Origin of the sequence: Streptomyces sp. NPDC016459 (genome assembly GCF_040632845.1) — a bacterium.
Taxonomy (GTDB): domain Bacteria; phylum Actinomycetota; class Actinomycetes; order Streptomycetales; family Streptomycetaceae; genus Streptomyces.
In genome coordinates, this window is record NZ_JBEYCR010000002.1 from 1 (window position 1) to 25,953 (window position 25,953).

The window sequence follows — 25,953 nt, forward strand, 5'->3', positions numbered from 1 at the left end:
CCGGTGGTCGGCCCACCGCCGACCGCGGACCGGATCGGCCGGCATCAGCGGCTCGATCCGGTCCCACATCGCATCGGTGATTACTAAGCGGACAGCCACATCCGATCAACTGACCAACTGATCAAAGGGACACGCTCTAGCTCCCGTCGTTCGGACCCTCAAGCGGGGCCTCCGCCCTGCGCGCGAGCAGCTGGACCTCCTGGAACTGTCGGTGGTCGGTGGGTTCGGGCTCACGGATCAGGCGGGCCACCTCGACGAGGCCGGACTCGCGCAGCAGTGCGGCCAGGTGGTCGGGCGCCCATCGGTAGGCCGTGGCGACGGCATGGTCGAAGCTCTGCGTCGGATGGGCCGGGCCGTCACTCGCCGAGAAGCCGATCAACAGATGGCCGCCGGGCGCGAGGACGCGACCGAACTCGGCGAGAACGGCGGGCAGTTCGGGCGGTGGTGTGTGGATGACGGACCAGCGGGAGAGTACGCCGGCCAGCTCGCCGTCGCCGATGTCCAGCGCGGCCATCGAGCCCACGTCGAACCGCAGGTCCGGATACGCCTCTCTGGCGAGCGCGATCATCGCGGGGGAGGCGTCGACGCCGAACGCCGCGAGCCCCGACTCGTGCAGATGGGCCGTGATGTGACCGGGCCCGCACCCCAGATCCGCGACCGGCCCGTCGCCGCCCCCACCCGCGCGTACGAGTTCGGTGAAGGCGCCCAGGATCGCCCGGTCCAGGGGCCTGTTCCGCAGCGTGTCGCTGAACATCCGGGCGTATGTGGGAGCGGCGGCGTCGTAGGCCTCGCGGGTGGCACGGAGGGTGTCGTGGTCGACCATGACCGCGACAGTAGTTCCCGGCGCCCCCTCACCCCCCGCCGGCTTCCGTCACACCCCGCCCGCAGTGACGCCCTCGACGCGCGCGACGCCCGCCTCCCGCCCGTGCGACGTACGTCACATCCCCCCGTGTCACATCGCGTCGGCCCGTTCCGTCCTGTGTGTGTAAGCCACTCACGACGGAGGAGCCCGCAATGAGCGCCCGCCTGAACATGTTCGAGAACCCGATCGCCGGCAAGGTCTGGAAGCACATCATCGCGGCCGGCAGGGCCCTCGAAGGCTCGTCGCTGCCCGCCGCGACACAGGAGCTCGTGAAGATCCGCGCGAGCCAGATCAACGGTTGCGGCTTCTGCCTCGACATGCACGTCAAGGACGCCACCGCCGCCGGTGAGAGCCAGCTGCGCCTCCACATGGTCGCGGCCTGGCGCGAGGCCACCGTCTTCACCGACGCCGAGCGGGCGGCCCTCGAACTGACCGAGCAGGGGACCCGCCTCGCCGACGGCGGCCGGGTCACGGACGAGGCCTGGGCGAACGCCGCCAAGCACTACGACGAGGAGCAGCTCGCCGCCCTCGTCGCCGCGATCGCCGTCATCAACGCCTTCAACCGGGGCAACGCCATGATCCAGATGCCCGGCGGCGACTACCAGCCCGGCCAGTTCGGCTGACGACCGTCCCCGTCCGCCCCCACCTCGGGCTGCTGCTCCTCATGGTGGGGGCGGCGATCACCCGGGTCCGGGGCGCGGTGAGCTGAAGCTCATGGGACTGGACATCGCTACATCGTCCTGATCGGCTTCGTGGTGTGGGGCCGCTTCGGCCCCGAGCCGTTCACCGGCTGAGGCACGGCGGTACGCACGCGCGTGCGTACCGCCGCCGCCCACCGCCTACCCCTTGCTCACCGCCGCCAGGATCTCCGGCAGCCGCCCCGCCGTACGCGGAGCCGCCAGCTTCAGACCCGCCCACACCAGGAGCGCGCCGTAGAGCGTCCCGGCCGGGAACAGCAGCCAGAGCTGCGACTGCTGGTCGGAGAGATGCAGGTACACCGTCCCGCCGATGAGCGGGGCGCACAGCAGCGGGGCCGTGAGCATGCCGCCCAGGATCGAGATCCAGGCGAGACCCGCCTGGCCGGGCGCCACGTTCTTGTAGCCGCTGTCCTGCGGGATCGAGTACGGGAAGAAGGCCGAGGCCACGGCGCCCGTCGCCAGCATCGCGCCGAGCAGGGCGAACGCCAGACCCAGGGCCTCCGCGAGCCGCGACCAGTCACCGAGGACGGCCGTCGTGAGAACCGTGACGAGCGTCGCGTACGGCAGGGTGACGGCGAGCAGCGCCAGGGCACGCGCGCGGAGTTCGGCGTACGCGTCGGCGGTCGTCGAGAGGGTCTGGGCGACCATCCAGAACGCCGAGGTGTCCTGCCCGAACTGGTTGTACATCAGCATCCCGAGCATGCCGGACGCGAAGCAGGCCCAGTAGATCGAGCCCGTGCCCTGGAGGGCGTTGAACAGGGGCACGATCAGGCCGAGGGCGAGCGAGGTCACCCAGGAGGCCTTCGTCTTCGGGTCGCGCCACATGTAGCGCAGGCTGCGCTCCATGACGGCGCCGTCCCGCCCGTCCGGCAGCACGCGGGCGAGCCACCCCGTACCGCTGGACTTCTCACGGCCGCCCGCGTCGGACGCCGCACCGATCGTCGAACCGTCCGGCTCGACCATCAGCCGCTCCAGGCTCCGCCGCCACCAGTACACGAGCACCATGAGCACGCCCGCGGTGAGCAGCAGCCGGGCCGCCGCCGTCACGTGGTCGCCCCTGCTCGCCGCGTCGACCGCGCCGATCGCGGCGGCGGGCGGCAGCCAGTCGACGACGGCCTCCGCCGGTTCGAGCGCGGTCAGACCGCCGGGCCGGCTGAGGCGCTGCGCGCCGAAGTTCACGACCTGGATGCCGACCGCGATGACGAGGCCGCTGAGCAGCGCCAGGTCACGGCCCTTGCGGGAGGTGAGGAGCCGGATGTTGGCCGCGGCCACCGCCCGGGACAGGGCCACGCACACGGCGACCGTCAGCGGGACGGCGACGACGGCGGCGACCGTGGCGGCGGCGCCGTGCGCGACGGACAGGGCCGCGCCGAACGCCAGGAACAGGGTGAGCACGGGCCCGACGCCCACCAGGGACGCCACGAACAGGGCCCGGATCAGCGGCCGGGGCCGCAGCGGCAGCATCACGAGCCGCGACGGGTCGAGGGTCTCGTCGCCGCCGGGCACGAACAGCGGCATCACCGCCCACGACAGCGCGGTCACCCCCGTCATCAGGACCGCGATGGTGCCGGCGTCGGCGCTGCCCCGCAGCAGGACGAAGGACAGCACCGTCCCCGCGGCGAGGACCACCCCGAAGACGATCGAGACGATGTACGCGGCGGTCCGCCCGCCCGACTGCCTCAGGCCGTTGCGCAGCAGCGACAGCTTGAGCCGTACGAAGACGGACGTGAGGGACGGTACGGGGGAGGTGGCGGCGGTCGCGGGAGTGGTCGTCACGGCGCTCATCGCTGTGCCCCGCCGCCCAGCCAGTCCAGCGAGTCCCCGGCGGCCTCGCGCCCGTTCGCCCCGACCAGTTCGAGGAACGCGGCCTGGAGCGAGGGCGCCTCGCCCCGCACCTCGGCGAGCGGCCCCTGCGCCCGGATCCGGCCCGCCGCCATCACGGCGACCCAGTCGCAGAGCGACTCGACCAGCTCCATGACGTGGCTGGAGAAGACGACGGTGGCGCCGGACGCGGTGTACCGCTCCAGGACCCCGCGGATGGTCTGCGCCGAGACCGGGTCGACGCCCTCGAAGGGCTCGTCGAGGAAGAGGACCTCGGGGTTGTGGAGCAGCGCCGCCGCGAGCCCGATCTTCTTCCGCATACCGGTCGAGTAGTCCACGACCAGCTTGTTCTGCGAGCCGGTCAGGTCCAGGACGTCGAGGAGCTGCGCGGCCCGCTTGTCGACCTCGTCGCCCGGAAGCCCCCGCAGCCGGCCGCTGTACGCGAGGAGTTCACGGCCCGAGAGACGCTCGAAGAGTCGCAGGCCTTCCGGCAGGATGCCGATGCGGGCCTTGACCTGGGCCACCGACTCCGGGTCGGCCCACACGTCGTGCCCGGCGACGTGGATGCGGCCCTGGTCGGGGCGGAGCAGTCCGGTGATCATCGAGAGGGTGGTGGTCTTGCCGGCGCCGTTGGGCCCGACGAGCCCGATGAACCGGCCCGCGGGCAGGACCAGATCGATCCCGTTCACCGCGATCTGCCCGCCGAATCGTTTCCACAGGCCCTCTACGCGCACGGCGGGCGCCGCACCGTCCGCCGGTGCGGCGCCCGCCTTGTCGAACTCTCTGTCAAATGCCTGGTCAGGCATGGTCGGTCATCCCCTAGGTCGTCCCCGTGTGTACGGGCCCCACCCTAAGGGGGAGCCCGCAGGGGCTCCGGGGTCACTCCTTGCGGATTCGCGCCTCCGCAGCCTCCCGGCCGCACGCGTACGCGAGGGCGCTGATCAGCTCCTCCGCGTCGGGCAGCCAGCGGTTCGCCGGGGTGGGGCGCCGGGCCCACTGCACCGCACCGCAGCCGCCGATCCGGGTGGGCGGCGCCGCCACGTAGTGGCCCTCGCCGCGGGTGACGAGGTCGATGGCGGCGGGGACCCAGCCCAGCTTGCGGACGAGGTCCGGCACCTTGGCCGCGGCGCCGGGCAGCACGAAGAAGTACATGCGGCGGTCCGGGGTGCAGGTGACCGGGCCGAGCGTCAGCTCCATGCGCTCCATCCGGGCGAGTGCCAGGAATCCGGCCGACTCGGGCACCTCGATCGCGTCGAACGTGCGGCCCGTCGGCAGCAGGATCGAGGCCTTCGGCTGCTTCGTCCACATGCGGCGCGCCCCGACCCCGCTGCCGGTCGCCTGGGTCGACCAGTCGGGCCTGACCGCGTGGGCACCGGGCACGGCGCACGCGTCCGCGCCGCAGGAGCAGCGCTCCCTGCCCTCGACGGCCTCCAGCCAGGTCCCGGGAAACACGTCCCAGTGCCGCTCTTCCGCGTACCGCACGGCGCTGTCCAGCAGCTGCTCGCCCCGCTGCTTGGGGATCTGTGCGGCTTCCGTGACTCCGATGGTCTCTTCCACGGTGAACACAACTTCCCCCGTCACCCGGGGTTACGGGCGGGGCGCCGCGCGGTGTGAGGCATCGATCCTGCACGCGGGGCGCATCGGTGCACGGGCGGGGGCGCGCGGGGGGCCGGGGTGCGGGGGTGGGTACGCACAGAGGGGGGCGCCGGTGCGAGGTCGCGGCCGACGTGTCCGGTTTCTCGTGTTCACATCGGCATTGACCGGATATTCACCGGGCAGTGATCACTTCTCGTGACCACCGCACGGCCTCAGGGGGTACTCATGGCAGCCAGGCCACTCGTTCCGCGCCAGCTCAACGAACGGCTCCAGGCGCTCATTCAGGAGGCGGCCTGTTCCAACGCCGGCCTCGCCCGCAGGGTCAACATGGTCGGCGCGGAGCGCGGCCTCGACCTGCGGTACGACAAGACCTCGGTGGCGCGCTGGCTGCGCGGGCAGCAGCCGCGCGGGCGCGCCCCGGGAATTATCGCCGAGGCGCTCGGCCGCAAGCTGGGCCGCACGGTCACGATCGACGAGGTCGGCATGGCCAACGGCCGCAACCTCGCCGCCGGGGTGGGGCTCCAGTTCGCGCCGACCGTGCCCGGGGCGATCGAGCAGGTCTGCGAGCTGTGGCGCAGCGACGTCGGCCGCCGCGACTTCCTCAACGGGTCCACGGTCGCCGCCTCCGCGCTCGTCGAGCCCAGCAGGGACTGGCTGATCACCGGCCCGGACGCGCACGTGGCGCGGATGGCGGGGGCCCGCGTCGGTGTGGCGGACGTGGCGGCCGTACGGGAGATGACGGCCGCGCTCGTCGACCTCGACCGGCGGTTCGGCAGCGGGCACGTACGCCCGGTGGTCGTCCACTACCTCAACAGCGTCGTCTCGGGCATGCTGTCCGGCTCCTACCGGGAGGCGATCGGCAGACAGCTGTTCGGGGCGGTCGCGCGACTCACCGAACTCGCCGGGTACATGGCGGTGGACACCGGTGAACCGGGGCTGGCCCAGCGGTACTACATCCAGGCGCTGAGGCTCGCGCAGGCCGCCGGTGACCGGGGCTACGGCGGATACGTGCTCGCGGCCTCGATGAGCCATCTCGCCGCGCAGCTCGGAAACCCGCGGGAGATCGCCCAGTTGGCGCGGGCCGCGCAGGAAGGGGCGCGGGGGAAGGTGCCGCCGCGGGCGGAGGCGATGTTCTTCGCGGCGGAGGCCCGTGGGCATGCGCTCCTCGGTGACGTCCGCGCCTTCGAGGAGGCGGCGGGGCGGGCCGTGGGGGCCCTGGAGCGGGCGGATCCGGAGGCGGGCGACGACCCGGCGTGGATCGCCCACTTCGACCAGGCGTACCTGGCGGACGAACTGGCGCACTGCTACCGGGACCTGGGGCAGGCGGAGGCGGCGGCGCGGGCGGCGGAGGAGTCGATCGCCGGGCATCCGGCGACGCGGGCGAGGCGGCGGGCGATCGGGTTCGCCCTGCTGGCCTCCGCGCAGGTCCAGCAACGGGAGGTCGAGCAGGCCTGCCGCACGGGGACGCGGGCGCTCGAACTCCTCAGCACACTGCGGTCGTCGCGGGGCACCGAGTACCTGGAGGACCTGAGGGAGCGCCTGGAGCCGTACGCGGGGGAGGCGGCGGTACGGGAGTTCGGGGCGCGGATGGAGCTGTACGCGGCGTAGTGCCAGGTGGGAGCCGTACCGCGGGAGAAGGGGGTGTAATCGGGCTCACACGTGTGTGCGGAGCCCGGCGCGTACCCGGTAGCGTGGGCCGTCGATTCCGTAGGTCCATCAGTAGGAGTCCCGGTGACGCAGAACGGACAGGGTCCGGAGCCGCAGTACCCGGCGGTGCCCCCCGCGCAGGACGCCCAAGGGGGAGCACAGCCGTGGGGCGGCACCTGGGGTCCGGCCGGCGCCTCGCCGGGCGGACAGCCGCTGCCGCCCGCGCAGCCGCTGCCCCCCGAGGCGACGCCGGGCGGCGCCGCCGACATGCAGTCCACCCAGTACCTGCCGCCGGTCGCGCCGCAGGGCGCCCCGCCGCAGCCCGGCTACGGCTACCCGGCGCAGGGCGCGATGCCGCCCGGTTCGGCTCCGCAGCCGGGGTACGGGTACCCGCCGCCGGTGGGGGCGCCGCAGCCGGGGTACGGGTATCCGCCCCCGGCCGCCGGGGACATGCAGGCCACGCAGCACATCGCGCCGGTGCCGCCGCAGCAGGGCGGGGGCTCCCACACGCAGTTCCTGGGCACGGGGCCGCTCCAGGCACAGGGGCAGCAGGGCCGGCACGGGCAGCAGGGCCAGCACGGCCACGGGCAGCAGGGCCAGCACGGCTCCGGGCCGGCGGGCGCATCGGACGCGACCCAGTACATCGCCCCCGTACCGGCTCAGGAGCCCGGGGAGCGGCAGCCGCCCCCCGAGTTCGACAGCCTCTTCCGTACGGAGGCGCCCCGGGCGCCGCAGCAGCCGCAGCCGCACACGCAGGCGTACCAGCAGCCCACCCCTGCCCCGTACCAGCAGCCCCAGCAGCACCACCAGCCGCCGCCCCCGCAGCAGTACGCCTACCAGGACGCCTACTACGACGGCGGCGAGCCCGAGCCGCCGCGCCGCAAGTCGCCGGTCGCGCTGATCGCCGCCGTCGTCGTCGGCTGCGCGGTCGTCGGTCTCGGCGCCGGTGCGTTCCTCAGCGGCGGGGACGAGGAGAAGGACCCCAAGGCGGACGGGCAGAACGTGGCGGCGAGCTCCTCCGCGCCGCCCACGAGCGATGCCCCCACCGAGAAGCCGGCCGACCCGGCGGAGCCGCAGGCGCGGGAGCTGAGCAAGCTCCTCGCGACCAGCAGCAGCAGCCGTGACACGGTCATCAGCTCGGTCGAGTCCATCAAGCAGTGCAAGAACCTCGACAAGGCGGCCGCCGACCTGCGCGGCGCCGCCGACCAGCGCCGGGGCCTGGTCGCCAAGCTCCGGACGCTGTCGGTCGACAAGGTCCCGGACAACGCCGCCCTGACGGCGGCGCTCACCAAGGCCTGGCAGGCCTCGGCGTCCGCCGACGACCACTACGCGGCCTGGGCCGTCCAGATGAAGGCCAAGAAGGCGTGCAAGGACGGCAAGGCCCGCTCGACCAACCAGCTCTCCGCGGCGAACGCGAAGAGCGGCGAGGCGACCCGGGCCAAGCGCACGGCGGCCGATCTGTGGAACCCGACCGCCGAGAAGTACGGACTGGAGAAGCGCGAGCCCACCCAGCTGTAGCAGGGGCTACGGGGCGCTGAGGACGGTCTCGCCGACGTCGACGAAGCCGGGCTTCTGCGCCACGAGCCGCCCCTGGCGGACCACCTGGAACGTCACCTCGCGGTTGACGATCCGGGGGAAGCCGGGGGCGCCGAGCAGGTCCTCGTACTTCCAGCGCAGGGCGGGGGTCAGGCCCCCGGTGTCGATCCGCTCGCCCCGGTCGAGCGCGTGGGCGATCTGCGTGGCCGTGACCCGGTCGGCGTCGAGGGCCTCGACGACCTCCTTGAGGACCGTGTAGGCGATCCAGGTGGTCTGGACGCCCGCGTCGGCCGGGTCGACCCGGTTGTCGGCGAACGCGTGCTCCTGGATGACCTTGCGCATCGGCGCCCAACTCTTGTCGGACGCCTCCGGGTACCAGCCGGTGACGAACGCGCCCTCGAAGGGGCTGCGGGCGCCGCCGGTGCGGTCGATCACGGGCTGGCCGACGCTGCCGAGGACGGACGAGATCCGTACGGCGTCCCGCTTCCCGCCCGAGTCGCCGTCGCCGTGCTCGCCCTCGCCGGCGTCGGTCTGCGGGAGGCGGCGGAAGGAGTCGAAGAACGTCTGGGTGCGCTCGCCGAGCACGGCTGTGACGCAGCCGTCCTCGTCGCCGGCCTTCTCACGGGCCCGGTCGGCCTGCGCGGTGTACTCGGCCGCGTCCTCGACGGCCGGGATGTCGACGGCGTTGCGATGACTGGCCTTGCGCAGACCGGAGTTGAGGAGCTCGGGAAGCTTGTCGCCGGCGAGCGTGTCCGGCCGGACGAGGGAGACGGTGCGGCAGGACGCGGCGAGCTGCATGCCGTGGCCGGCGATGAGGGAGGCGAGCCCGCCGTTGACGGGATAGGAGAGCGGGCTGGTGAACTCGTCCTCCGAGATGCCGTAGCCGCCGATGTACGGGATGCCGGCGGCCTCCAGGGGGGCCATGAAGGCGCGCCCGTTCTGGCTGTACGAGCCGACGACGGCGACCGCCTTCTCGCGGACGGCCCGGCGGGCGCAGGCCGCGGCGCCCGCGCTGGTGTTGTGTTCGTTACAGGTGAGGACGCGCAGTTCGTGGCCGTCGATACCGCCCTGGGAGTTGATCCACCGGGCGTAGGCCTGCGCCATGGCGGGCATTCCGGGCATGTTGGTCGCCCGGGTCTGGTCGGGGGCCCACGTCATCACCGTGACGGGCTCCCTGGAGCCCCCCGTGGCCCCAGGGAACACGCCGCACCCGGTGAGCAACGAAGCTCCCGTCGCCGCGGTCGTGACGTACGCGAGGAGTGAGGTCAGTCGCCTACCGGTCATGGTCATGCACATTTCCGCCTCATGGGTAACGCGGGAGTGAGCATGGTTCAACGGTGGGTGACCTGAAGGTGAATTACCGGAGTCGCGAGGGGCGGACTCCGGTTACCGGACAAGGGAACGTACGATCGAAACGTGTCCAGTCCAGTCTCCGGTTCGGTGAACTCTTCCCGTCGCGGCCGTCGCTCCTCCACCATGGGCGGCATGCCGCTCAACGACATGCCGTGGTGGCGCTGGCGCAGCAACGTGCGCTCGGCGCTGCACATGCTCTCCGATCCCGGGTTCCACGAGACGACCTGGCTCGCGGGCCTGGACGGGTACGGCGACGTCACCGACGCCGTCTACCGCCTCGTCGAGGACACCTGGCTCGACAACTGGTCCGCCGAGAAGTACGTCGGCTCGATCTTCCGGGACACCGGCGAGGCCGCCCTCGTCGACGTCGCCGTCCTCCGGGTGCTCCGCATCATGCACCAGGTGGGGCCCGACGCCGCCGTCTCCGCGTACCTGGAGCACCCCGGCTGGCCCGAGGCCGTACGGGCCGCCCGCGAGGCGCACGTACGGCTCGCGCGGGCCGACGGCGAGGACCCCGACACGCCTCCGCGCTCCCTGGACGTGCTGCGCCTCATGACGCGGTCGTGAGCCCGTCCCGATCCGCTCCTGAAGCGTTCCGTCAGACGGACGGCGGGTCACCCCGCCCGCCCGTTTATGGCAGGCTGACAGGATGACCGACCAGTACGTCCTCACCCTCTCGTGCCCCGACAAGCAGGGCATCGTGCACGCCGTGTCGAGCTACCTCTTCATCACGGGGTGCAACATCGAGGACAGTCAGCAGTTCGGAGACCGGGACACCGGTCTCTTCTTCATGCGGGTCCACTTCTCGGCCGAGGCCCCGGTGGACGTCGAGAAACTGCGGGCCAGCTTCGCCGCGGTCGGCGACGCCTACACGATGGAGTGGCACATCAACCGCGCCGAAGAGCGCATGCGGGTCGTCCTCATGGTGTCGAAATTCGGCCACTGTTTGAACGACCTGCTGTTCCGCTCGCGCATCGGCGCGCTGCCGGTCGAGATCGCGGCGGTCGTCTCCAACCACACCGACTTCGAGGAGCTCGTCGGCTCCTACGGGATCCCCTTCCGGCACATCCCGGTGACGAAGGACACGAAGGCGGCGGCGGAAGCGGAACTCCTGGACCTGGTCCGGGAGGAGAACGTCGAGCTGGTCGTCCTCGCCCGCTACATGCAGGTCCTCTCCGACGACCTCTGCAAGCAGCTCTCCGGCCGGATCATCAACATCCACCACTCCTTCCTCCCCAGCTTCAAGGGCGCCAAGCCCTACCACCAGGCGCACACCCGGGGCGTGAAGCTGATCGGCGCGACGGCCCACTACGTGACGGCCGACCTCGACGAGGGCCCGATCATCGAGCAGGAGGTCGAGCGCGTCGGCCACGAGGTGACACCGGACCAGCTGGTCGCGGTCGGCCGCGACGTCGAATGCCAGGCGCTGGCCCGCGCGGTCAAATGGCACGCGGAACACCGGATCCTCCTGAACGGCCGCCGCACGGTCGTCTTCGCGTAACGCCGGGCGGCCCTCGGACACCCTGCTGGGCCGGGCCGGGGGCACTACGCCTCGGCGAGGCCGCGGAGCATCACGGCATACAGCGGGGAGTCCGCGAAGGGTCTGCGTTCGCCGATCTTGCGGTAGCCCCAGCGCTCGTAGAGGGCTTGGACGCGAGGGTGAGCCGTGTCGACGAGGAGTACGGCCAGGGGTTCGGGACGCGGGCCGACGAGCTCGGTGTGCAGCTGGGCCGAAAGGCCGGTCGCGCGCCACTTTGGGCGGACCATCAGCTCCGAAAGAGAGAACGTCGCGGGGTCGGCGGGGCCGGGGGAGAGGTACTCACGCCACCACTCACGGCCTGCGACGGCGGGGGCGCCGTAGGCGTAGCCGGCGGGCTCATCGCCGTCGTAGGCGATGACACAGTCGAAGCCGGGCAGGCCGCTCCAGTGGTCGACGAACCAGGCGAACCGCTCCTGGTCGTGGAAACGGTCGCCCGTCTCGGTGGCGTAGGCGTCCGCGTGGACATCGAGGAGTATCTGCCTGATCTCGGTCGCGGCGGTCTGTCCGTAGCGGCGGAGGGTGTAGGCCGGTTTCATGGGCGGCTCCATTCGGTGCGGTAGCGGTCGGCCCAGTCCAGGGCGATGGCCGAGCCGGGGGCGAGGGTGATCAGGTCGCGGTGGAAGTCGCCCAGGAGTGAGCGCATGCGACCGGGCAGCGGGGCTCCGCACATCTCGTCGAAGACCCGCGCGGTGGTGGCGGTGGCCTGCTCGACGTCGCCCTGGTGGAGCTGGGCGAGAGCCAGGCGGGCGGTGGTGAGGGCCCGGTTGCGTCGGAACGTGTCCGGCAGCACGGCCAGGGCCTGGAAGGAGGCGGCCTCGGCTTCGGCCGCGTCGCCCAGCCGGTCACGGACGATCGCGGTGAGCGCGAAGAGTTCGGCCGCCCCGTAGAACGCGATCCAGCTCGGTCGGGGCCTGTCCAGCTCCGCCTTGTCGAGCGCGGCCGCGGCGAGGTCGAGCGCGCGCAGGGCAGGGCGGCCCTCGTCCAGGTGCGCATGGGCGATCGCGGTACGAGCGTGGGCGAGGCTTGCGTACAGCGGATCGCGCCGGGTGACAGCGGTCGCCTTCGCGGCCTGGCCCGCGGCGAAGGCCTCGGCATGGTCGTTCTGCTGGTGTGCGAGCATCGACACCGAGTTCCACACTCGCAGGGTCAGCGCCGGATCCTGTGCGAGTCCGGCCAGGTACAGGGCCCGGTCCAGGTGCCGGCGGGCGCGGGCGCGCTCGTGGGCGTCGACGCACGACCAGGCGGCGGTGGCGGTGAAGTCGGCCGCGAGCGCGAACAGCCGCTGCCGGGTGCGCTGGGTGGCGGCCCGAGCCTGGAGCGACACGGCTTCCGCCGCTCCGGCGAGCGCGGCCTTCTCCACCCGGTCGTGGCCGCCGCGTCGGTCCTCGAGAGCGTTGACGGTGTCGAGCTGTTGGCGCAGACGCAGCACATCGGCGCCGCCGACGGAGGAAGCGGCGCCGGACAGGGCGGCCGCGCCGACGGCGGACGCGACGGTGAAGAAGGTACGGCGGTGCAACGGGCCCTCCCGGGCGACGACGCGGTTCTTGCGACGGTCGGGCGGTACGAAACCCAAGTCCACTGCGGGGCGGTCGCTGACCTGCTCCAGTGCCATTCGAGCCTTCGCCTGCGGCCACGTCGTCTCGCCCGCACGCCACTTACGTACCGTCACCTCGGACAGCTCGCCGCGTGCCGAGGTCTTCTGCGTGACATCACGGATGACCGTGTTCAGGGCTTTGGCGAGTTCGAGTGCCGTCCAGCCGTTCGCCGCCATCCAGGTGATGAACACCTCGTTCCGCACATGGGCCATCCCTCCACGGTAGAGGGGCCGGCATCGCCGCGAAGGTCAAGGAATGGTCAATCCGCTACACAAGTCGCGGGCAACGAGGACGACTTCGCTATGCACCTCGTGACTCTTGACGCGGTTGTCTGGAGCGAGACGCCGACACACCGCCTTCGGGAGGCGAATCCGTGCCCGACATCCGTCCAACCCCGCCCGCCGACGCGCGCCGCAAGACGACTGTGGTCGCTCTGTACGCGTGCGACCCCGACCCCGCCGAGCTCCTGGTCCGCGAGATCCGTACGGCATTGGCGCGCCCGGGACTGCCCGCGGACCTACACACGCGGACCGGGATCACGCTCGCCGAAGCAGCCCGAGGGTTTCGGGCGCCCACGATCCGCGTCGCCGACACGTTGAAGCGCGCGCAGTCCCGGGCCCGGCTCGTGGACGGCCTGCACGGTGCGCTCGACCGCACCCTCGCAGCACTGCCCGACCCCATACCGGGTCCCTGAGAAGCGCTCCCACCCCGGTTTCCCCCTTCGCATGTCCCGGCCTTCTCTCATGGGAGGGCCGGGACACCTTTACCGAGTTCGAGAAGGAGCCCTGCATGCCTCTGCTGAACGAAATGGACCGCAACGGTGCCATCGCCCTCCTGAACCAGATCGTCACCGTCGGCGTCGACTTCAAGCTCGACGACCGGGTGACCCGCAAGCGCCTCGCCCCCGCTGAGATCCGCGACCTCCTCGTCACCGATCTGCCGGAGGGGCCGACCTGCCTCCCGTCGGTCGTCCAAGAGCTCGTGGACACGGTCCTGCCGATGTGCAACAACGAAGCCAGCCCTCGGTTCCTCGGCTTCGGACACACCGGCGCCGACGTCGCCGCGCTCGCCGGCGGCCTACTCGCCCTGTTCGCCCAGCAGAACCTCATCAACCAGTCCTTCGCCGCCCCCTCCGCGACGTTCACCGACATCGCCGTCATCCGCTGGCTCCGCGACCTGATCGGCTACAGCAACCCGTCCGTCGCCGACGTGCAGACGGTCTGGGACGTCGGCGGCGTCACCACCTACGGCGGCACCGGCTCCAACACCACGGCCATGATGCTGGCCCGCGAGAACGTCGCCCCAGGCACCATGCACGAGGGCATTACGGACGCCACCCGCATGCACATCGTCGTCCCGGCCGGCATCGGTCACTACAGCGTGAAGAGCGCACTGGAGTGGATCGGCTGCGGCGGCCGGATCATCGAGGTTCCCACCCGCGGCTACCGCTACGACCTGACCGCCCTGGAACGCACCCTGAGGCAACGGCACGGCGAAGTCATGGCCGTGATCGCCTACACCGGCGACAGTCGCACCCACACCGTGGAGAACCTCCGCGCGGTCCACGACATCACCCGCGCCATCGACCCCCGGACCTGGCTCCACGCGGACGCCTGCTGGGGCCTGATGTGCACGTTCACGCCCGAACTCGCGCCCAAGCTGGCCGGGATCGAGGACTTCGACTCGGTCACCGTCGATCCGCACAAGGTCATGGACATCCCCTACGCGATGTCCGCGCTCCTGGTCCGCGAGCCCGCGTCGCTGCGACTCGTCTCCTCATACTCGGACCTGATCATGCAGGAGGACTTCGCGTTCGGACAGGTCACCCCGTTCATCGGCACCAAGGAGTGGTCCTCGGTGAAGCTGTGGGCGATGATGCGAGCCCATGGGCGCCGAGGGCTCGCCGACCTCATGCGACGCCGCCTGATCGCCACCCGCACCTTCACCGGACTCGTCGACGAGAACCCCCGCCTGCTGCGCCTGAACGAGCCCGACATGACCGCCGTGGTGTTCATGTACCTGCCCACCGGCCACGACCCGGCCCGTCCGGACGTCGCGCGGATCAACAGCATCAGCAAGGCCATCCACGCCCGCATCCTGGAAGAGGGCCGCTGGCACTTCCACCAGTTCTCCCTCCCCGACGACACCGGGCGTATCCAACAGGGCGCCACGCTCAACCCGCTGCGCTTCATGGGCAACAACGGGCGCATCAGCGAGAGCCACATGCGTGACGCCCTCGCCTACGTCACCGGCCTCGGCCACGCCCTGGAGCAGAGTTGAACACCGGCCTGTTCACGGCGGCTGCCGCCCTGCACCCGGCCGCCGACGGCTACGCGCTCGCGTACGGCTCCCACGCGACCCGCCCCCGGCCGACATCCGACCTCGATCTCCTCTACACCGGCAGCGAGCCCCTGCCCGAGGCCCGGCTCGCCCGCCTCATCGACGGTGTCAAGCAGCTCCACGGCGACCACGGGCTGTCCCTCGACGAGGAGGTCAGCTTCACCTCCAAGCTCTACGCCACCACACGGGAGATCGAGCACGCGGCTCACCTCGGCGGCTTCGACGGCATCACCGCCTACGCCACACCCGTCGGTGACTCCGCGACGCTGAACTCGCCGGCATTCAAGCTTCGGCTCGTCCTCAACGCCCTGACGAGCCCGCACGTCTTCCTCACCGGCGACATCCAGACCTACCGCCGCCACGTGGCCGCCGCCGAACGCGGCTGCGCGCTCCTGGCCCTACGGATCACGGGTGCCGGAAGGCTCACTCTCGTGACGGCCTTGAGAGCCCTATTGTCGTCAGCGGAGGGCCTGACGGAGAAACACTTCCTCGGGTACCGGCACGAGCCCCACCTGCACGCGGTCCTGCGCCGGGGGTTTGCCCACCTGGCCCACGATGGCCAGGTCCACATCCACCACGACATGATCACACGGAGAGCGACGTGACCCCCCGCACCTGGGACGACCTCCCGCTCGCGCTCCGTGAGCGGCTCACCGACCAGCTCAGCGCCACCGGCCCGGCCGTGCCCGTGGCCGGCGGCTTCACCCCGGGCGTCCGCGTCCGGGTGCCGCAGGAAGACGACCGCGCGGCCTTCGTGAAGGCCATCCCCATCGGGGACCCGCTGGTCGCCATGTACCGCACCGAGGGAGCGACCAATCGCGCCCTGCCCCCGGGGGCGGGCCCGAGACTGCTCGCCGAAGTCGACGAGCACGGCTGGTTCGTCCTGGTCTTCGAGCACATCGAGGGCCGCCACCCGGACCTGTCGCCCGGCTCGCCGGACCTGGGGCTCGTCCTGGACGCCGTCGCCGCGCTCCACGCACCGCTCACCCCGTGCCCGTACCCGGACGCACCGGAGCTCACCGATCACCCTGTCGTCGCACAGGCTGCGGAGTACCACGGGGCGATGAAGGGCGACACGCTCCTGCACTGCGACATCCGCGCCGACAACCTCCTCGTCTCCAAGGACGTCCGCCTCGTCGACTGGGCACTCGTGCATCGGGGCGCGGCCTGGCTCGACGTGGCGCTCCTCGTCCCGCAACTCATCCTTGCCGGGCACACCTCCGAGAACGCCGAGAAGCACGCAACTCGGATCCCGGCCTACCGCGACGCACCCGGCAACGCGATCACCGCGTTCGCGTCCTCGATCACCACCTACTGGGCCCAACGCGCAGGGCAGGGTGTTCCCGAGCTGCGTCAGTACCGTGAGCGTGCCGTGGCAGCGGGACGGGCATGGGAGGCCTACCGCCGGAGACAGCCGCTGCCCATGCCCGAGAACGAGTAAGCCCGCAGCAGGCGCTACAAGCGGCTCAAGGACGCCGCCGCGGAGAGGACGTCTCTGATGGCCTCCCGGTCGCCGTCCTGGCCCGCCGCCGCTTCCTCCGGGGGCACGTGGCCCGCCACCAGCTGGCAGAACTCCACCCCGTCCATCGCCACCTGCGCCACCGTGTGGTCCGCCGAGCCGACGGCGGCCGGGGAGTCCAGCGCGATGTACCAGTGGCCTCCGCCCGCGCCCTCCACCTCCAGGTGGAGCGAGCGGCCCGGTGCGCCCGCCGCCACCAGATGACGGGCCGGGGACGCGAGGCCCGCGCGGCGCCGGTTCGCCAGGGCCCCGGGGAGCAGCCGGGCCGCCAGGTCGATCATGTCGTGGAGGTGCGCGCCGCTCGGCGGCGCGTACGGGTACGCCACCGCCTGCGCGATGTCCTCCGCGTGCACCCAGCACTCGAACGCCCTCTCCAGGAGCGAGTCCCGCAGCGGCAGCGCGAAGTCCTTGTAGGTGACCGTGAGGTCCGCCACCCCGCGCCCCGCGAACGAGACCGTACGGATCAGGGTGTGGCTCTGCTCCCGCCAGGGTCCCCGCAGCGTCCGGTTCGCCGGCCGGTCGAGGCCCGCCCAGAACGCCTGCGTCCGCTCGGCCGGTGACAGTTCGGGCGTGTCCGCGCCCAGCGGGTCGTCGAGGCCGAGCGCCGCCGACACCAGGCCGTCCACCGCGAGGAGGTGTCCGATGACGCCGGCGACCGTCGCCTTCCGCCGTACGATCCGGTCCTCCTCGTACCACTTGAGCCGTACGGGCGCGTGCCACTCCGACTCGCCGATGTCCCGGAGCAGCGCGTCGAGCCGTGCCGTCTCCGCGTCGTACGGGGTGACCCAGCCGGGGACCGGGATGCGGGCCGGGCGACGGCCGAGGCAGCTCTCCAGGACCCGGGACCGCAGCAGCGGGTCGAGGTCCAGGTCCCGGTCCTCGTGCAGCAGCGCCACCGCGTCACGCAGCCGCAGGGCCTCGTCCGCGCACGGCGCGCAGGCCGTGAGGTGGTCCTCGACGGCCCGCGTCTCCCCGGCCGAACACGCCGAGAGCGCCCACGCCCCGAGCAGGGACTCCAGCACGCGGTGGGTGAGGACCGGCACCTCCGGCTCGGGCTCCGGGTCCTCCCCGGGCTCCGTGCCGTACACGTCCGCCGTCAGGTCCGCGTGGTCGTCCGCCGCCCGGCGCGGCCCCGGCACCCACGGGGCGCGTGCGACGCCGTCCGCGTCGCCGTTCGCCCCGGTCACCGGGCCCGTCCGTAGCCGGGCGGTCCGCCGCTCTCGGGGTGCCGGGTGTTCGCCGAGGACAGCAGCTGGAGCCCGAGGCGGAGGCGTCGCCGCGCCTCGTCCTCGGTGACGCCGAGGTCGGCGGCGGTCTGGCGGTAGTCCCGCCGCTGGAAGTACGCCAGTTCGAGCGCGGCCCTGAGCGGCGTCGGCATGGACGTCACGATGTAGTCGGCGCGGGCCGCGACCGAGGCCCGCCGCACCTTCTGCTCCAGCTCCTCCACCGAGCCTCGGCCCGTCTCCGCGTACGCCGTCGCCTCGGCCTGCCGCAGCCGGTGCACGGCCTGAGACTGCGTCAGCCTCGCGATCCAGCCGCGCATGCTGCCCTGCTTCGGGTCGTACGCGTCGGGGTTCTCCCAGATGTAGCCGAAGACCTCGCGGGTGATCTGGTCGGCGGCCTCGTCGTCGTCGAGGACCCGGTGGGCGAGGCTGTGCACGAGCGAGGCGAACCGGTCGTACAGCTCGCCGAGCGCGGCGGCCTCCCCGCGCGCCAGCCGCTGCTGCATCCTGCGGTCCCAGCGAGGTGGTGTGTCCATCGCCATCCGACCCTCCGCCCCTCCCGGCTCCCTCCGGCGCCCCCGGTTCCCCTCCAACGTAGTGCGCCGTACCGACAACGCGCCTCTGTTTGCCGCAAGTGCGCCCTTGACGGGGATCCGGGTGGTAAGGAACGCGTCATCCTTCGACGCGGTGGTTTCGGAGGTGGGGGGTGGGGCAGGCGACGCCCGTGACGACGATCGAGGTCGACGAGGACGAGCACGGCTCCTGGACGCTGTTCCGCGTCCGGGGCGAACTGGACCTGATCACCTCCCCCCGCATACGTCGCCGCGTCCACGACGTGGTCGCGGGTGGCCGTCACGACCTGGTGCTCGACCTGTCCGCCGTCCGGTTCTGCGACTCCAGCGGCGTGGGCATGCTGATCGCGGCCCGTCGGCTGCTGCGTTCGTGCGGGGGCCGGCTCCGGCTCGTCCTGCCCGAGGACCGGGAGGGTCACGTCGGCCGGGTGCTCGCCGCGCTCGGCGTCCGCCGCCTCTTCGAGGTGTACGAGGACGGGGCGGCGGCGCTCACCGGCACGGACCCCGTGCCCGTGGACGGCCCGCTCGCGGGGCCGGGCGGCGACGAGGCGGACACCGGCGCGGTGAGCGTCACCAGGGCGGACCTCATCGCGACGGACCGCATCTCTCCCTGAGTTCGTTACGTGAGCACCTTCGGCGGAGTCTCGTCGCGGGGGAGCGCGTCGAGGACCTCCAGCTGTTCCGGCGGCTTGTGGACGGGGAGGCCCGCCTCCCGCAGGGCCGTCACCGCCGGGAGGGTCAGCGGGGCCGCGCCCGGCGGGCCGCCGCCCCGTAGCGTTGCGCGCCCGTCGGGTCACGGAACGTCGATATCGGGTTGTGTCCTCCGGCGGGTCCGTCACGGCCCGGAGTCGGCCTCCGGCTCCGGTACGCTCCGTGGGATGCGCGTGCTCGTCGGCCCGGAACGTCCCGGTGTCGCCCCCGAGGTGACTCCGGCTCCGGGAATGCCCGCCGCTCGCGCCGGGCGTTCGACTACCCGCAGAGTGCGTCGCACAGTATGGACCATGCGTACTCCTTCGCGCTGGAATATGCCCGAAGCGCTTGTTGCGGTGACTGTACGTCAACCATGCTGTGCCGTAAGGGAATCACGTTCCGTGAAGGTGTGTCCGCCGGTTCGGATGGTGTGAGCGGTGCAGGTGCTTCAGGTGCAGTTGGAGGTCGGGCCGGACCCGGCAGAGGTGGGGCGAGCCCGGAGGTGGGCCCGGTCGCGGCTCGCCGGCTCGGGCATACGGGATGACGAGCCGCTGGCCGAGACGCTGGTACTGATCATCTCCGAGCTCGTGACCAACGCCGTGGTGCACACGGGCTGCCCGGCCGTGCTGCGGATGCTGTTCGCGGCGGAGGGCGGGGTGCGGGTCGAGGTGGCCGACGCGAGTGAACGCCCGCCACGGCCCCGGCACGCGGAGGGCGACGCCACCAACGGGCGCGGCCTGGAGCTGGTGGACGGCCTCGCGGACCGGTGGGGCTGGCAGCCCGAGGGGGCCGGCAAGAGCATCTGGTGCGAGGTCGACCCGGCTCCGGCCGCGCCTTCGCACGTGCCGGCGCCGGTGGTGAAGGTGACTCCGGGGGGTGTGGTGACTCCAGGGGTGACGGTGACTCCGGGGGATGTCGTGACTCCGGGCGGGACGCTGGCCCCGGCGTGACGTCGGCTCCGGGCGGCTCCGTATCCCGCGGTCGGGTGCACTGTTGACGTTTCATGACGTTTTGCCCACCCTGGGGTGAGCGATTCGTGGCGAGGGGAGCCGAGGGCCGTGCGCCCTCGGCGTGTGCGGGTCGTGCCCCGGTGGCGGCGGCCGTGCCGTGCTCGGGGCGCGCGCGAGCGCGCCGCCGCCCGTGAACGTCCGTGTCCTCGCGTCCTCATGCCCGGGTCCTCGCGTCCTCGCGTCCTCACGTCAGTCTCCTGACGTCCTCGCGTCTCGGCGTCAGAGGACGGCGACCGGAGCCACCGGTGTGCCCGGGGCGCCGACGAACGGCTCGGGCGTCGCGGAGACCAGGACGCGCACCGCCGTTCTTGTGCACAGGCTGTGGACAGAGATTCCGGATTCCCGTTCTGGCCCCAGGCGCGGAAACGGGCTGGGCCCCAGGGGTGTAGGGCCGTTACGGTCCTGGCATGTCCTACCGCGAGCTCGCCATCCGTCCCGTCCTCGTGTGGTCCGTCGTCACCGTCGCCGGCCGGCTGCCGGTCGCGATGGCACCGCTCGCGCTCGTGTTCCTCGTCCGGGAAAGACCAGGCGGCTACTCGCTCGGGGCCGCGCTCGCCGCCGCGTACGTGCTCGGCGAGATCATCGCCGCCCCTGTCCTCGGCATGCGCATGAACGCCGAGCGGGCCCGGCCCCAGCTCGCCGCCGGACTCGCGGTGGGCGCCGTCGGGTTCGCCGGGCTCGGCCTCCTGCCCGGCGCCCACCCGGTCGTCCTCGCCGCCCTCGCGCTGCTCGCGGGCGCCGGACCCGGCGCCGTGCCCGGCGGGCTGCGCGCCCTGCTCACCAGCCTCGTCCCGGAACGGGCCGTCACCCAGGCCATGAGCATGGAGTCGGTGCTGGTGTTCGCGATCTGGGCGGCCGCGCCCGCGCTCGCCACCGGGCTTGCGCTCGGCGTCGACCCCGCCGTACCGCTGCTCGTCCAGGGAGTCCTGATGGGCCTCTCGGTGGCCGGTCTGTGGCTGCTGCCCGTCGGCTGGGCGGCCGAGCCGCAGGAGAAGGGGGCCGCGTCGCGGCGGGCGCTGCTGCGGGCCTGGCCCGTCTACGTCCTCGGGGCCGGCGCCCTGACCCTGCTCGCACTCGCCGAACTGATCCTGCCCGCCCTGCTGGAACAGCGCGGGATCGGCATCGGCTGGGCGGGGCCCCTGCTCGCCGGGTTCTCGATCGGATCGGCCGTCGGCGCGTTCGTGTACGGTCTGCGGGGCGGCCGCTGGCCCGGACCGCTGCCGGTCCAGGCCGTCGTCCTGGTCCTCGGCGTGTCCACCGGGGTCGCCCTCGTCGCCGTCCTGCCCTGGACGGCCGGCATCGCGATCACCCTCGCCGCGTCCGGCCTCCTCATGGCCCCCGCCATGCTCAGCCGGAACCTGGCCCTGCGGGAGATCCTCCCGCCGTCCATGCTCGCCGCCGGGTACTCCGTCATGTACGCGGCGGTCGGCGCGGGTTACGCCGCCAGCGGCACCCTCGCGGGCGGCCTGCTCAAGGTGGTCGCACCGTCGACGGCGATCCTCTACGGGGTCGGCCTCACCGTGCTGCTCACGGCGATCGGAGCGGTGGGGGAACGGCGGATGACCCGCGCCACCGCCTCCACCGGTCAGGACGTGGTCGCGCCGGGGCGGAAGGTGCGCCGGTAGGACGTCGGGGTCACCCCGATCGCGCTCATCAGGTGCGTCCGCAGGGACTGGGCCGTGCCGAAGCCCGCGTCCCGCGCGACCCGGTCGACGGGCAGGCCGGTGGACTCCAGCAGGTACCGGGCGCGCTCGACCCGCTGCTGGGTGAGCCACTGGCCGGGGCTGATGCCGACCTCGTCACGGAAGCGGCGGGTGAACGTCCGTACGCTCATCGCCTCCTTCCCGGCCAGGTCCCGCAGCTGGATCGGCTCGTGGAGGTGGGCGAGCGCCCACGCGCGCGCGGCCGTCGTGGTGTGGGTGCCGGGCTCCGGCAGGGGCCGCTCGATGTACTGGGCCTGGCCGCCGTCCCGGTGCGGCGGCACGACCGTCCTGCGGGCGACGTCGTTGGCGACGGCCGTGCCGTGGTCGCGCCGCACGATGTGCAGGCACAGGTCGATCCCGGCGGCCACGCCCGCCGAGGTCAGGACGTCGCCGTCGTCGACGAACAGGACGTCCGCGTCGACCCGTACCCGCGGGAAGAGGCGCTGGAAGTGATCGGCGGAGGACCAGTGGGTGGTGGCCGGACGCCCGTCGAGGAGACCGGCGGCGGCGAGCACGTACGCGCCGGTGCAGATGGAGACGAGCCGGGTCCCGGGCCGTACGTGGCCGAGCGCGGCCGCCAGCTCGTCGGTGAGCCTGCCCTCGTCGTAGACGGGGCCGAGTTCGTACGAGGCGGGCACGACGATGGTGTCGGCGGTGCCGAGCGCCTCCGGGCCGTGCTCGACGTACACCGAGAAGTCGGCGTCGGTCCGCACGGGCCCGGCGACCGGCGCGCAGGTGACGGTCTCGTACAGCAACCGGCCCTCGGAGTCGCGGGCGCGGCCGAAGATGCGGTGCGGGATGCCCAGCTCGAAGGGCAGGAGACCGGGCAGCGCGAGAACGACGACGCGGTGGGGCGTGGGCACGGACGGTGCTCCCTCCGGAAATTCACTGGTGGTCCAGACCACGCGGGTGATAGGCCAGCTGTCCGTGACGGACGACACGTACAAGTCTGAGGCCCCCGAACGGATTCCCGCCCCGGTGGAGCCGCGCACCGCGCCCCCCGCCCTCTGGAACCGTGAGTTCCGGCTCTTCTTCGTCGCACGGGGCGTCGCCGTCTTCGGTGAGGGCATGGTGCCCGTCGCCTTCGCCGCAGGACTCCTCGGTGCCGGCCACCCCGGCTCCACCGTCGGCTACGCGCTCGGCGGCTGGACGGCCGCGTTCGCGCTCTTCGTGCTCTTCGGCGGCGTCCTCGCCGACCGGTTCACCGCCCGCCGCATGATGATCCTCGCCGATCTGCTGCGCCTGCCGGGCGCCGCCGTCCTCGCCGTCTCCTTCACCCTCGGCAGCCCGCCGCTGTGGGCGGTGTACGTGCTCTCCGTCGCCGCCGGCACGGGCGCCGCCCTCTTCCAGCCGGGAGTAGCCTCCACCGTCCCCCGCATCGCCCCCGACGTGCAGCGCGCCAACGCCGTCCTGCGGGTCGTCGAAGCCCTCATGACCATGGGGGGCCCGGCCGCCGCCGGACTGCTCGTCGCCGTGTGGAACGCGGGCGCCGCCTTCGCCGTCAACGGCGTCACGTTCGCGGTCAGCGCCCTCTGCCTCACCCTCATGCGCATCCCGCGCCTCCCCTCCGACTCCCTGCGGCGCGACACGCTCAGAGCCGAACTCCGCGGTGGCTGGCGTGAGTTCAAGGCCCGAAGCTGGCTCTGGGGGGTCATCTGCATCTGGACGGTGTACGGACTGACCGTCGCCGGACCCATGGTGCCGCTCACCGCGAGCCTGGTCACCGAGGACCACGGCTCGGCCACGTACGGCGTGCTCATGGCCGTCAACGGCGCCGGCAGCGCCGCCGGAGGCCTGCTCGCCCTCCGGCTGCGCCCCCGCACACCCCTCGCGGCGGGCGCCGTCGCGCTCCTCGGCCTCCCCGTGAACCTCGCCCTGCTGGGTCTCGGCGCACCGGTGGCCCTGCTCGGCGCGGGCCAGTTCATCGGCGGGGCGGCCTTCGCGTTCTGGCTGGTGATGTGGTCGACGGCCGTCCAGACGCACGTACCGCAGGAGGCCCTGAACCGGATGCACGCGTACGACGTGGCCGGCTCGCTCCTGATGATGGGCGTCGGCCGCACCCTGTCGGGGCCGGTGGCGGCGGCGGTCGGCACGGAGGCGGTGCTGACGGTGGGCGCGGGGATCGCGGTGCTCGTGGTGGGCGCGCTGCTCGCGGTACGCCCGATCAGGACGCTGCCGAGGCTGTAGGGGCCGGTGGCCCGGGCGTCGTGGCCCGGTCGCCGTAGGCTCGATCCTCGATGGCCCGATCCTTTGCAAACCTGTCATCCGGGCCAGTCGTCGCGCCGACCCCCACGCGCGAGGCTCGGTGGCATGGCCCAGACAACCGAGAAGCCCGCCGGCCCGCCCGGCGGCCAGGCGCCCCCGCACCCCCGCACGCCCCGCACCCCGCGTATCCACCGCGCCTGGTTCGTCGCGGCGGTCACCTTCGTCACGATCATCGGCGCCGCGGCCTTCGCGTCCCTGCCGGGCCTGCTGATCGAGCCGCTGCACGAGGAGTTCGACTGGTCGCGGGGCACCATCGGCTTCGCCGTCTCGGTGAACTTGGCCCTCTACGGCCTGACCGCCCCCTTCGCGGCCGCCCTCATGGACCGGTTCGGCATCCGCCGGATCGTCGCGGCGGCCCTGACGGTGATCGCCCTCGGCTCGGTCCTCACCGTGTGGATGACGGCGGCCTGGCAGCTGGTCCTCTTCTGGGGCGTCCTCGTCGGCCTGGGCAGCGGTTCCATGGCGCTCGCCTTCGCCGCCACCGTCACCAACCGCTGGTTCGTGGCCCGCAGGGGCCTGGTGACCGGCATCCTCACCGCGGCCGGCGCGTCAGGCCAGCTGGTCTTCCTCCCCCTCCTCTCCTGGCTGGTCGAACACCACGGCTGGCGCCCGGCGGCCGTCACCGTCTCGCTCGCCGCCCTCGCGGTCGTGCCCTTCGTGTGGCTGCTGCTCCGGGACCACCCGGCGGACGTCGGGCTCGCCCCGTACGGCGGTGAGTACGCCGACAAGCCCGCCCCGGTGACGGGCGCGGCCCGCCGCGCGGTCACCGTCCTGTTCAAGGCGGCCCGCACCGGCCCGTTCTGGCTCCTCGCGGGCACGTTCGCGATCTGCGGCGCGTCGACGAACGGCCTGGTCAAGACGCATTTCGTACCCGCCGCCCACGACCACGGGATGCCGGTCACGGCGGCGGCCGGGCTCCTCGCGGTGATCGGCGTCTTCGATGTCGTCGGCACGATCGCCTCCGGCTGGTTCACGGACCGCTTCGAGGCGCGCCGGCTGCTCGCGGTCTACTACGCGCTCCGCGGCATCTCCCTCCTCTTCCTGCCGATGCTGCTGGCCCCCTCGGTGCACCCCCCGATGCTGTTCTTCATCGTCTTCTACGGCCTGGACTGGGTGGCCACCGTCCCGCCCACGATCGCCCTGTGCCGCGAGCACTACGGCGAGGACTCGGCGATCGTCTTCGGCTGGGTCCTCGCCTCCCACCAGGTGGGCGCGGCGGTGGTCGCCTTCGCGGGCGGCGCGGCCCGGGACGTCTTCGGCTCGTACGACGTCGTCTGGTACGCCTCGGGCGCCCTGTGCGCGGCGGCGGCCCTGATGTCCCTGGTGATCAGGCGCCCCCGGACGCAGGGGCTCTCCCTGACCGGAAGCTAGGAGCCGAACCGCCCGAACCGCCCCCGGTGGAAGAGCAGCGGATCACTGTCCTCCGTCGCGCCGAGGAATTCGACCCGCCCCACCACGATCAGGTGGTCGCCGCCCGTGTGGACGGTGGTGATCGTGCAGTCGGTCCAGGCGGGCGCGCCCGGCAGGCGGGGGGAGCCGCTCTCCGGGGTCGGGGTCCAGTCCACGCCCGCGAACTTGTCCGCGCCGCTCACCGCGAACGACCGGCACAGTTCGCCCTGTCCGGCCCCGAGGATGTTGACGCAGAAGGCGCCCGCGTCCGCGATCCGCGGCCACGTCGTCGACGTGCGGGCGACCATGAAGGCCACCAGGGGCGGGTCGAGGGAGAGCGAGGCGAAGGACTGGCAGGCGAAGCCCGTCGGGCCGGTCGCGTCGAGGGCGGTCACGATCGTGACGCCGCTCGCGAAGTGGCCGAGGGCGCGCCGGAACGCGGCCGATCGACGGGTGGTCGCTCGTCCTCCCGTACCGCGCGCAGTACCGGCCGGGGCAGTGGTTCCGCGGCCGTCGGCGAACCGGCCGCTCTCAGGTGTCGGACGGCGGTGGCCGCCATCCCCGCGTGTCCCATCACGTCAGATATCGAAGTTG

23 protein-coding genes and 5 pseudogenes are annotated in these 25,953 nt (G+C 72.6%); 14 read left to right on the forward strand and 14 right to left on the reverse strand.

From position 1 onward, the window contains the following. Positions 1-99, reverse strand: a pseudogene (locus tag ABZ567_RS05495) (IS5/IS1182 family transposase); the annotation flags it as partial. Positions 100-136: 37 nt separating this feature from the next. Beyond that, a complete protein-coding gene (locus ABZ567_RS05500; RefSeq protein ID WP_360785072.1) occupies positions 137-823 on the reverse strand; it encodes a class I SAM-dependent methyltransferase in 687 nt (228 codons plus the stop codon). Positions 824-1,014: 191 nt separating this feature from the next. Here ABZ567_RS05500 and ABZ567_RS05505 point away from each other — a divergent pair, with 191 nt between their 5' ends. Beyond that, complete coding sequence (locus ABZ567_RS05505; protein ID WP_360785074.1) at positions 1,015-1,485, forward strand: carboxymuconolactone decarboxylase family protein; 471 nt, start codon at positions 1,015-1,017, stop codon at positions 1,483-1,485. Positions 1,486-1,701: 216 nt separating this feature from the next. Here ABZ567_RS05505 and ABZ567_RS05510 read toward each other — a convergent pair whose 3' ends face one another. The 3 genes from ABZ567_RS05510 to ABZ567_RS05520 all read right to left on the reverse strand — a co-directional run bounded on the left by ABZ567_RS05510 (position 1,702) and on the right by ABZ567_RS05520 (position 4,947). Then, entirely contained in the window at positions 1,702-3,345 is a 1,644-nt protein-coding gene (locus ABZ567_RS05510) for a transporter (RefSeq protein ID WP_360785076.1), read from the reverse strand. Further along, a complete protein-coding gene (locus tag ABZ567_RS05515) occupies positions 3,342-4,187 on the reverse strand; it encodes an ABC transporter ATP-binding protein (RefSeq protein WP_360785078.1) in 846 nt (281 codons plus the stop codon). Before ABZ567_RS05515 ends, ABZ567_RS05510 begins: the two co-directional genes overlap by 4 nt. A 73-nt stretch (positions 4,188-4,260) precedes the next feature. Then, on the reverse strand, positions 4,261-4,947 hold the full coding sequence (locus ABZ567_RS05520) for a bifunctional DNA primase/polymerase (protein ID WP_360785079.1): 687 nt from the start codon (positions 4,945-4,947) through the stop codon (positions 4,261-4,263). 255 nt (positions 4,948-5,202) lie between these two features. Here ABZ567_RS05520 and ABZ567_RS05525 point away from each other — a divergent pair, with 255 nt between their 5' ends. Together ABZ567_RS05525 and ABZ567_RS05530 are read left to right on the forward strand one after the other, a co-directional pair. Beyond that, positions 5,203-6,585, forward strand: a complete 1,383-nt coding sequence (locus tag ABZ567_RS05525) for a transcriptional regulator (RefSeq protein WP_360785083.1) — start codon at positions 5,203-5,205, stop codon at positions 6,583-6,585. Positions 6,586-6,708: 123 nt separating this feature from the next. Then, complete coding sequence (locus ABZ567_RS05530; RefSeq protein ID WP_360785085.1) at positions 6,709-8,142, forward strand: hypothetical protein; 1,434 nt, start codon at positions 6,709-6,711, stop codon at positions 8,140-8,142. Between the two features lie 6 nt (positions 8,143-8,148). On the opposite strand, the gene ABZ567_RS05535 is transcribed toward ABZ567_RS05530, so the two are convergent. Continuing rightward, positions 8,149-9,456 (reverse strand): ABC transporter substrate-binding protein, encoded by a 1,308-nt coding sequence (locus ABZ567_RS05535; RefSeq protein WP_360785087.1) that lies wholly within the window; start codon positions 9,454-9,456, stop codon positions 8,149-8,151. Between the two features lie 180 nt (positions 9,457-9,636). On the opposite strand from ABZ567_RS05535, the gene ABZ567_RS05540 reads away from it, so the two are divergent. After that, on the forward strand, positions 9,637-10,080 hold the full coding sequence (locus tag ABZ567_RS05540) for a hypothetical protein (RefSeq protein ID WP_360786471.1): 444 nt from the start codon (positions 9,637-9,639) through the stop codon (positions 10,078-10,080). An 82-nt stretch (positions 10,081-10,162) separates the two neighbouring features. Then, the gene (purU, locus tag ABZ567_RS05545) at positions 10,163-11,014 is read left to right on the forward strand and encodes a formyltetrahydrofolate deformylase (RefSeq protein ID WP_360785089.1); all 852 of its coding nucleotides are present in this window, start codon (positions 10,163-10,165) and stop codon (positions 11,012-11,014) included. A gap of 44 nt (positions 11,015-11,058) precedes the next feature. Here purU and ABZ567_RS05550 read toward each other — a convergent pair whose 3' ends face one another. After that, positions 11,059-11,589 carry a GNAT family N-acetyltransferase gene (locus ABZ567_RS05550; RefSeq protein ID WP_360785091.1) on the reverse strand — a complete coding sequence of 177 codons (531 nt, stop codon included), beginning with the start codon at positions 11,587-11,589 and terminating at the stop codon, positions 11,059-11,061. After that, on the reverse strand, positions 11,586-12,860 hold the full coding sequence (locus ABZ567_RS05555) for an XRE family transcriptional regulator (RefSeq protein WP_360785093.1): 1,275 nt from the start codon (positions 12,858-12,860) through the stop codon (positions 11,586-11,588). The genes ABZ567_RS05550 and ABZ567_RS05555 overlap by 4 nt, the downstream gene beginning before the upstream one ends. Positions 12,861-13,021: 161 nt before the next feature. On the opposite strand from ABZ567_RS05555, the gene ABZ567_RS05560 reads away from it, so the two are divergent. The 4 genes from ABZ567_RS05560 to ABZ567_RS05575 all read left to right on the forward strand — a co-directional run bounded on the left by ABZ567_RS05560 (position 13,022) and on the right by ABZ567_RS05575 (position 16,429). Further along, the gene (locus ABZ567_RS05560) at positions 13,022-13,342 is read left to right on the forward strand and encodes a hypothetical protein (protein ID WP_360785095.1); all 321 of its coding nucleotides are present in this window, start codon (positions 13,022-13,024) and stop codon (positions 13,340-13,342) included. A 95-nt stretch (positions 13,343-13,437) separates the two neighbouring features. Beyond that, complete coding sequence (locus ABZ567_RS05565) at positions 13,438-14,928, forward strand: pyridoxal-dependent decarboxylase (RefSeq protein ID WP_360785097.1); 1,491 nt, start codon at positions 13,438-13,440, stop codon at positions 14,926-14,928. After that, positions 14,925-15,593: a nucleotidyltransferase domain-containing protein gene (locus ABZ567_RS05570; RefSeq protein ID WP_360785098.1), complete on the forward strand. Its 669-nt coding sequence runs from the start codon at positions 14,925-14,927 to the stop codon at positions 15,591-15,593. The genes ABZ567_RS05565 and ABZ567_RS05570 overlap by 4 nt, the downstream gene beginning before the upstream one ends. Next, a complete protein-coding gene (locus ABZ567_RS05575) occupies positions 15,590-16,429 on the forward strand; it encodes a hypothetical protein (protein ID WP_360785100.1) in 840 nt (279 codons plus the stop codon). Before ABZ567_RS05570 ends, ABZ567_RS05575 begins: the two co-directional genes overlap by 4 nt. Positions 16,430-16,443: 14 nt before the next feature. On the opposite strand, the gene ABZ567_RS05580 is transcribed toward ABZ567_RS05575, so the two are convergent. Together ABZ567_RS05580 and ABZ567_RS05585 are read right to left on the reverse strand one after the other, a co-directional pair. Then, a complete protein-coding gene (locus ABZ567_RS05580) occupies positions 16,444-17,694 on the reverse strand; it encodes a zf-HC2 domain-containing protein (protein ID WP_360785102.1) in 1,251 nt (416 codons plus the stop codon). Further along, positions 17,691-18,272: a sigma-70 family RNA polymerase sigma factor gene (locus ABZ567_RS05585; RefSeq protein ID WP_360785103.1), complete on the reverse strand. Its 582-nt coding sequence runs from the start codon at positions 18,270-18,272 to the stop codon at positions 17,691-17,693. The genes ABZ567_RS05580 and ABZ567_RS05585 overlap by 4 nt, the downstream gene beginning before the upstream one ends. Positions 18,273-18,454: 182 nt before the next feature. Here ABZ567_RS05585 and ABZ567_RS05590 point away from each other — a divergent pair. Further along, positions 18,455-18,793, forward strand: a pseudogene (locus tag ABZ567_RS05590) (STAS domain-containing protein); the annotation flags it as partial. A 94-nt stretch (positions 18,794-18,887) separates the two neighbouring features. On the opposite strand, the pseudogene ABZ567_RS05595 reads toward ABZ567_RS05590, so the two are convergent. Next, positions 18,888-19,062: pseudogene (locus ABZ567_RS05595) on the reverse strand (cyclohexanecarboxylate-CoA ligase); the annotation flags it as partial. A 367-nt stretch (positions 19,063-19,429) separates the two neighbouring features. On the opposite strand from ABZ567_RS05595, the gene ABZ567_RS05600 reads away from it, so the two are divergent. Beyond that, positions 19,430-19,942, forward strand: coding sequence for an ATP-binding protein (locus tag ABZ567_RS05600; protein WP_360785105.1), 513 nt, complete (start codon positions 19,430-19,432; stop codon positions 19,940-19,942). A gap of 279 nt (positions 19,943-20,221) precedes the next feature. Here ABZ567_RS05600 and ABZ567_RS05605 read toward each other — a convergent pair. Continuing rightward, positions 20,222-20,355: pseudogene (locus tag ABZ567_RS05605) on the reverse strand (cyclase family protein); the annotation flags it as partial. A gap of 54 nt (positions 20,356-20,409) precedes the next feature. Here ABZ567_RS05605 and ABZ567_RS05610 point away from each other — a divergent pair. Next, positions 20,410-21,627, forward strand: coding sequence for an MFS transporter (locus ABZ567_RS05610; protein WP_360785106.1), 1,218 nt, complete (start codon positions 20,410-20,412; stop codon positions 21,625-21,627). Here the strand turns inward: ABZ567_RS05610 and ABZ567_RS05615 are convergent. After that, positions 21,588-22,568 carry a helix-turn-helix domain-containing protein gene (locus tag ABZ567_RS05615; RefSeq protein WP_360785108.1) on the reverse strand — a complete coding sequence of 327 codons (981 nt, stop codon included), beginning with the start codon at positions 22,566-22,568 and terminating at the stop codon, positions 21,588-21,590. The genes ABZ567_RS05610 and ABZ567_RS05615 overlap by 40 nt on opposite strands. 103 nt (positions 22,569-22,671) lie before the next feature. Between ABZ567_RS05615 and ABZ567_RS05620 the strand changes: the two genes are divergently transcribed. Next, a complete protein-coding gene (locus tag ABZ567_RS05620; RefSeq protein ID WP_360786473.1) occupies positions 22,672-23,892 on the forward strand; it encodes an MFS transporter in 1,221 nt (406 codons plus the stop codon). Between the two features lie 123 nt (positions 23,893-24,015). Further along, positions 24,016-25,341 (forward strand): MFS transporter, encoded by a 1,326-nt coding sequence (locus ABZ567_RS05625; RefSeq protein ID WP_360785110.1) that lies wholly within the window; start codon positions 24,016-24,018, stop codon positions 25,339-25,341. Here ABZ567_RS05625 and ABZ567_RS05630 read toward each other — a convergent pair. Continuing rightward, positions 25,338-25,918 (reverse strand): annotated as a pseudogene (locus ABZ567_RS05630) (flavin reductase family protein). The gene ABZ567_RS05625 and the pseudogene ABZ567_RS05630 sit on opposite strands and share 4 nt — an antisense overlap. Positions 25,919-25,953: the final 35 nt, after the last annotated feature.

Coding starts and splice junctions, on each gene's coding strand:
- ABZ567_RS05535 (WP_360785087.1), bottom strand. CDS start 9,456: ATGTGCATGACCATGACCGGTAGGCGACTGACCTCACTCCTCGCGTAC.
- ABZ567_RS05555 (WP_360785093.1), bottom strand. CDS start 12,860: ATGGCCCATGTGCGGAACGAGGTGTTCATCACCTGGATGGCGGCGAAC.
- ABZ567_RS05540 (WP_360786471.1), top strand. CDS start 9,637: ATGGGCGGCATGCCGCTCAACGACATGCCGTGGTGGCGCTGGCGCAGC.
- ABZ567_RS05525 (WP_360785083.1), top strand. CDS start 5,203: ATGGCAGCCAGGCCACTCGTTCCGCGCCAGCTCAACGAACGGCTCCAG.
- ABZ567_RS05625 (WP_360785110.1), top strand. CDS start 24,016: ATGGCCCAGACAACCGAGAAGCCCGCCGGCCCGCCCGGCGGCCAGGCG.
- ABZ567_RS05500 (WP_360785072.1), bottom strand. CDS start 823: ATGGTCGACCACGACACCCTCCGTGCCACCCGCGAGGCCTACGACGCC.
- ABZ567_RS05585 (WP_360785103.1), bottom strand. CDS start 18,272: ATGGCGATGGACACACCACCTCGCTGGGACCGCAGGATGCAGCAGCGG.
- ABZ567_RS05505 (WP_360785074.1), top strand. CDS start 1,015: ATGAGCGCCCGCCTGAACATGTTCGAGAACCCGATCGCCGGCAAGGTC.
- purU (WP_360785089.1), top strand. CDS start 10,163: ATGACCGACCAGTACGTCCTCACCCTCTCGTGCCCCGACAAGCAGGGC.
- ABZ567_RS05510 (WP_360785076.1), bottom strand. CDS start 3,345: ATGAGCGCCGTGACGACCACTCCCGCGACCGCCGCCACCTCCCCCGTA.
- ABZ567_RS05515 (WP_360785078.1), bottom strand. CDS start 4,187: ATGCCTGACCAGGCATTTGACAGAGAGTTCGACAAGGCGGGCGCCGCA.
- ABZ567_RS05610 (WP_360785106.1), top strand. CDS start 20,410: ATGTCCTACCGCGAGCTCGCCATCCGTCCCGTCCTCGTGTGGTCCGTC.
- ABZ567_RS05550 (WP_360785091.1), bottom strand. CDS start 11,589: ATGAAACCGGCCTACACCCTCCGCCGCTACGGACAGACCGCCGCGACC.
- ABZ567_RS05565 (WP_360785097.1), top strand. CDS start 13,438: ATGCCTCTGCTGAACGAAATGGACCGCAACGGTGCCATCGCCCTCCTG.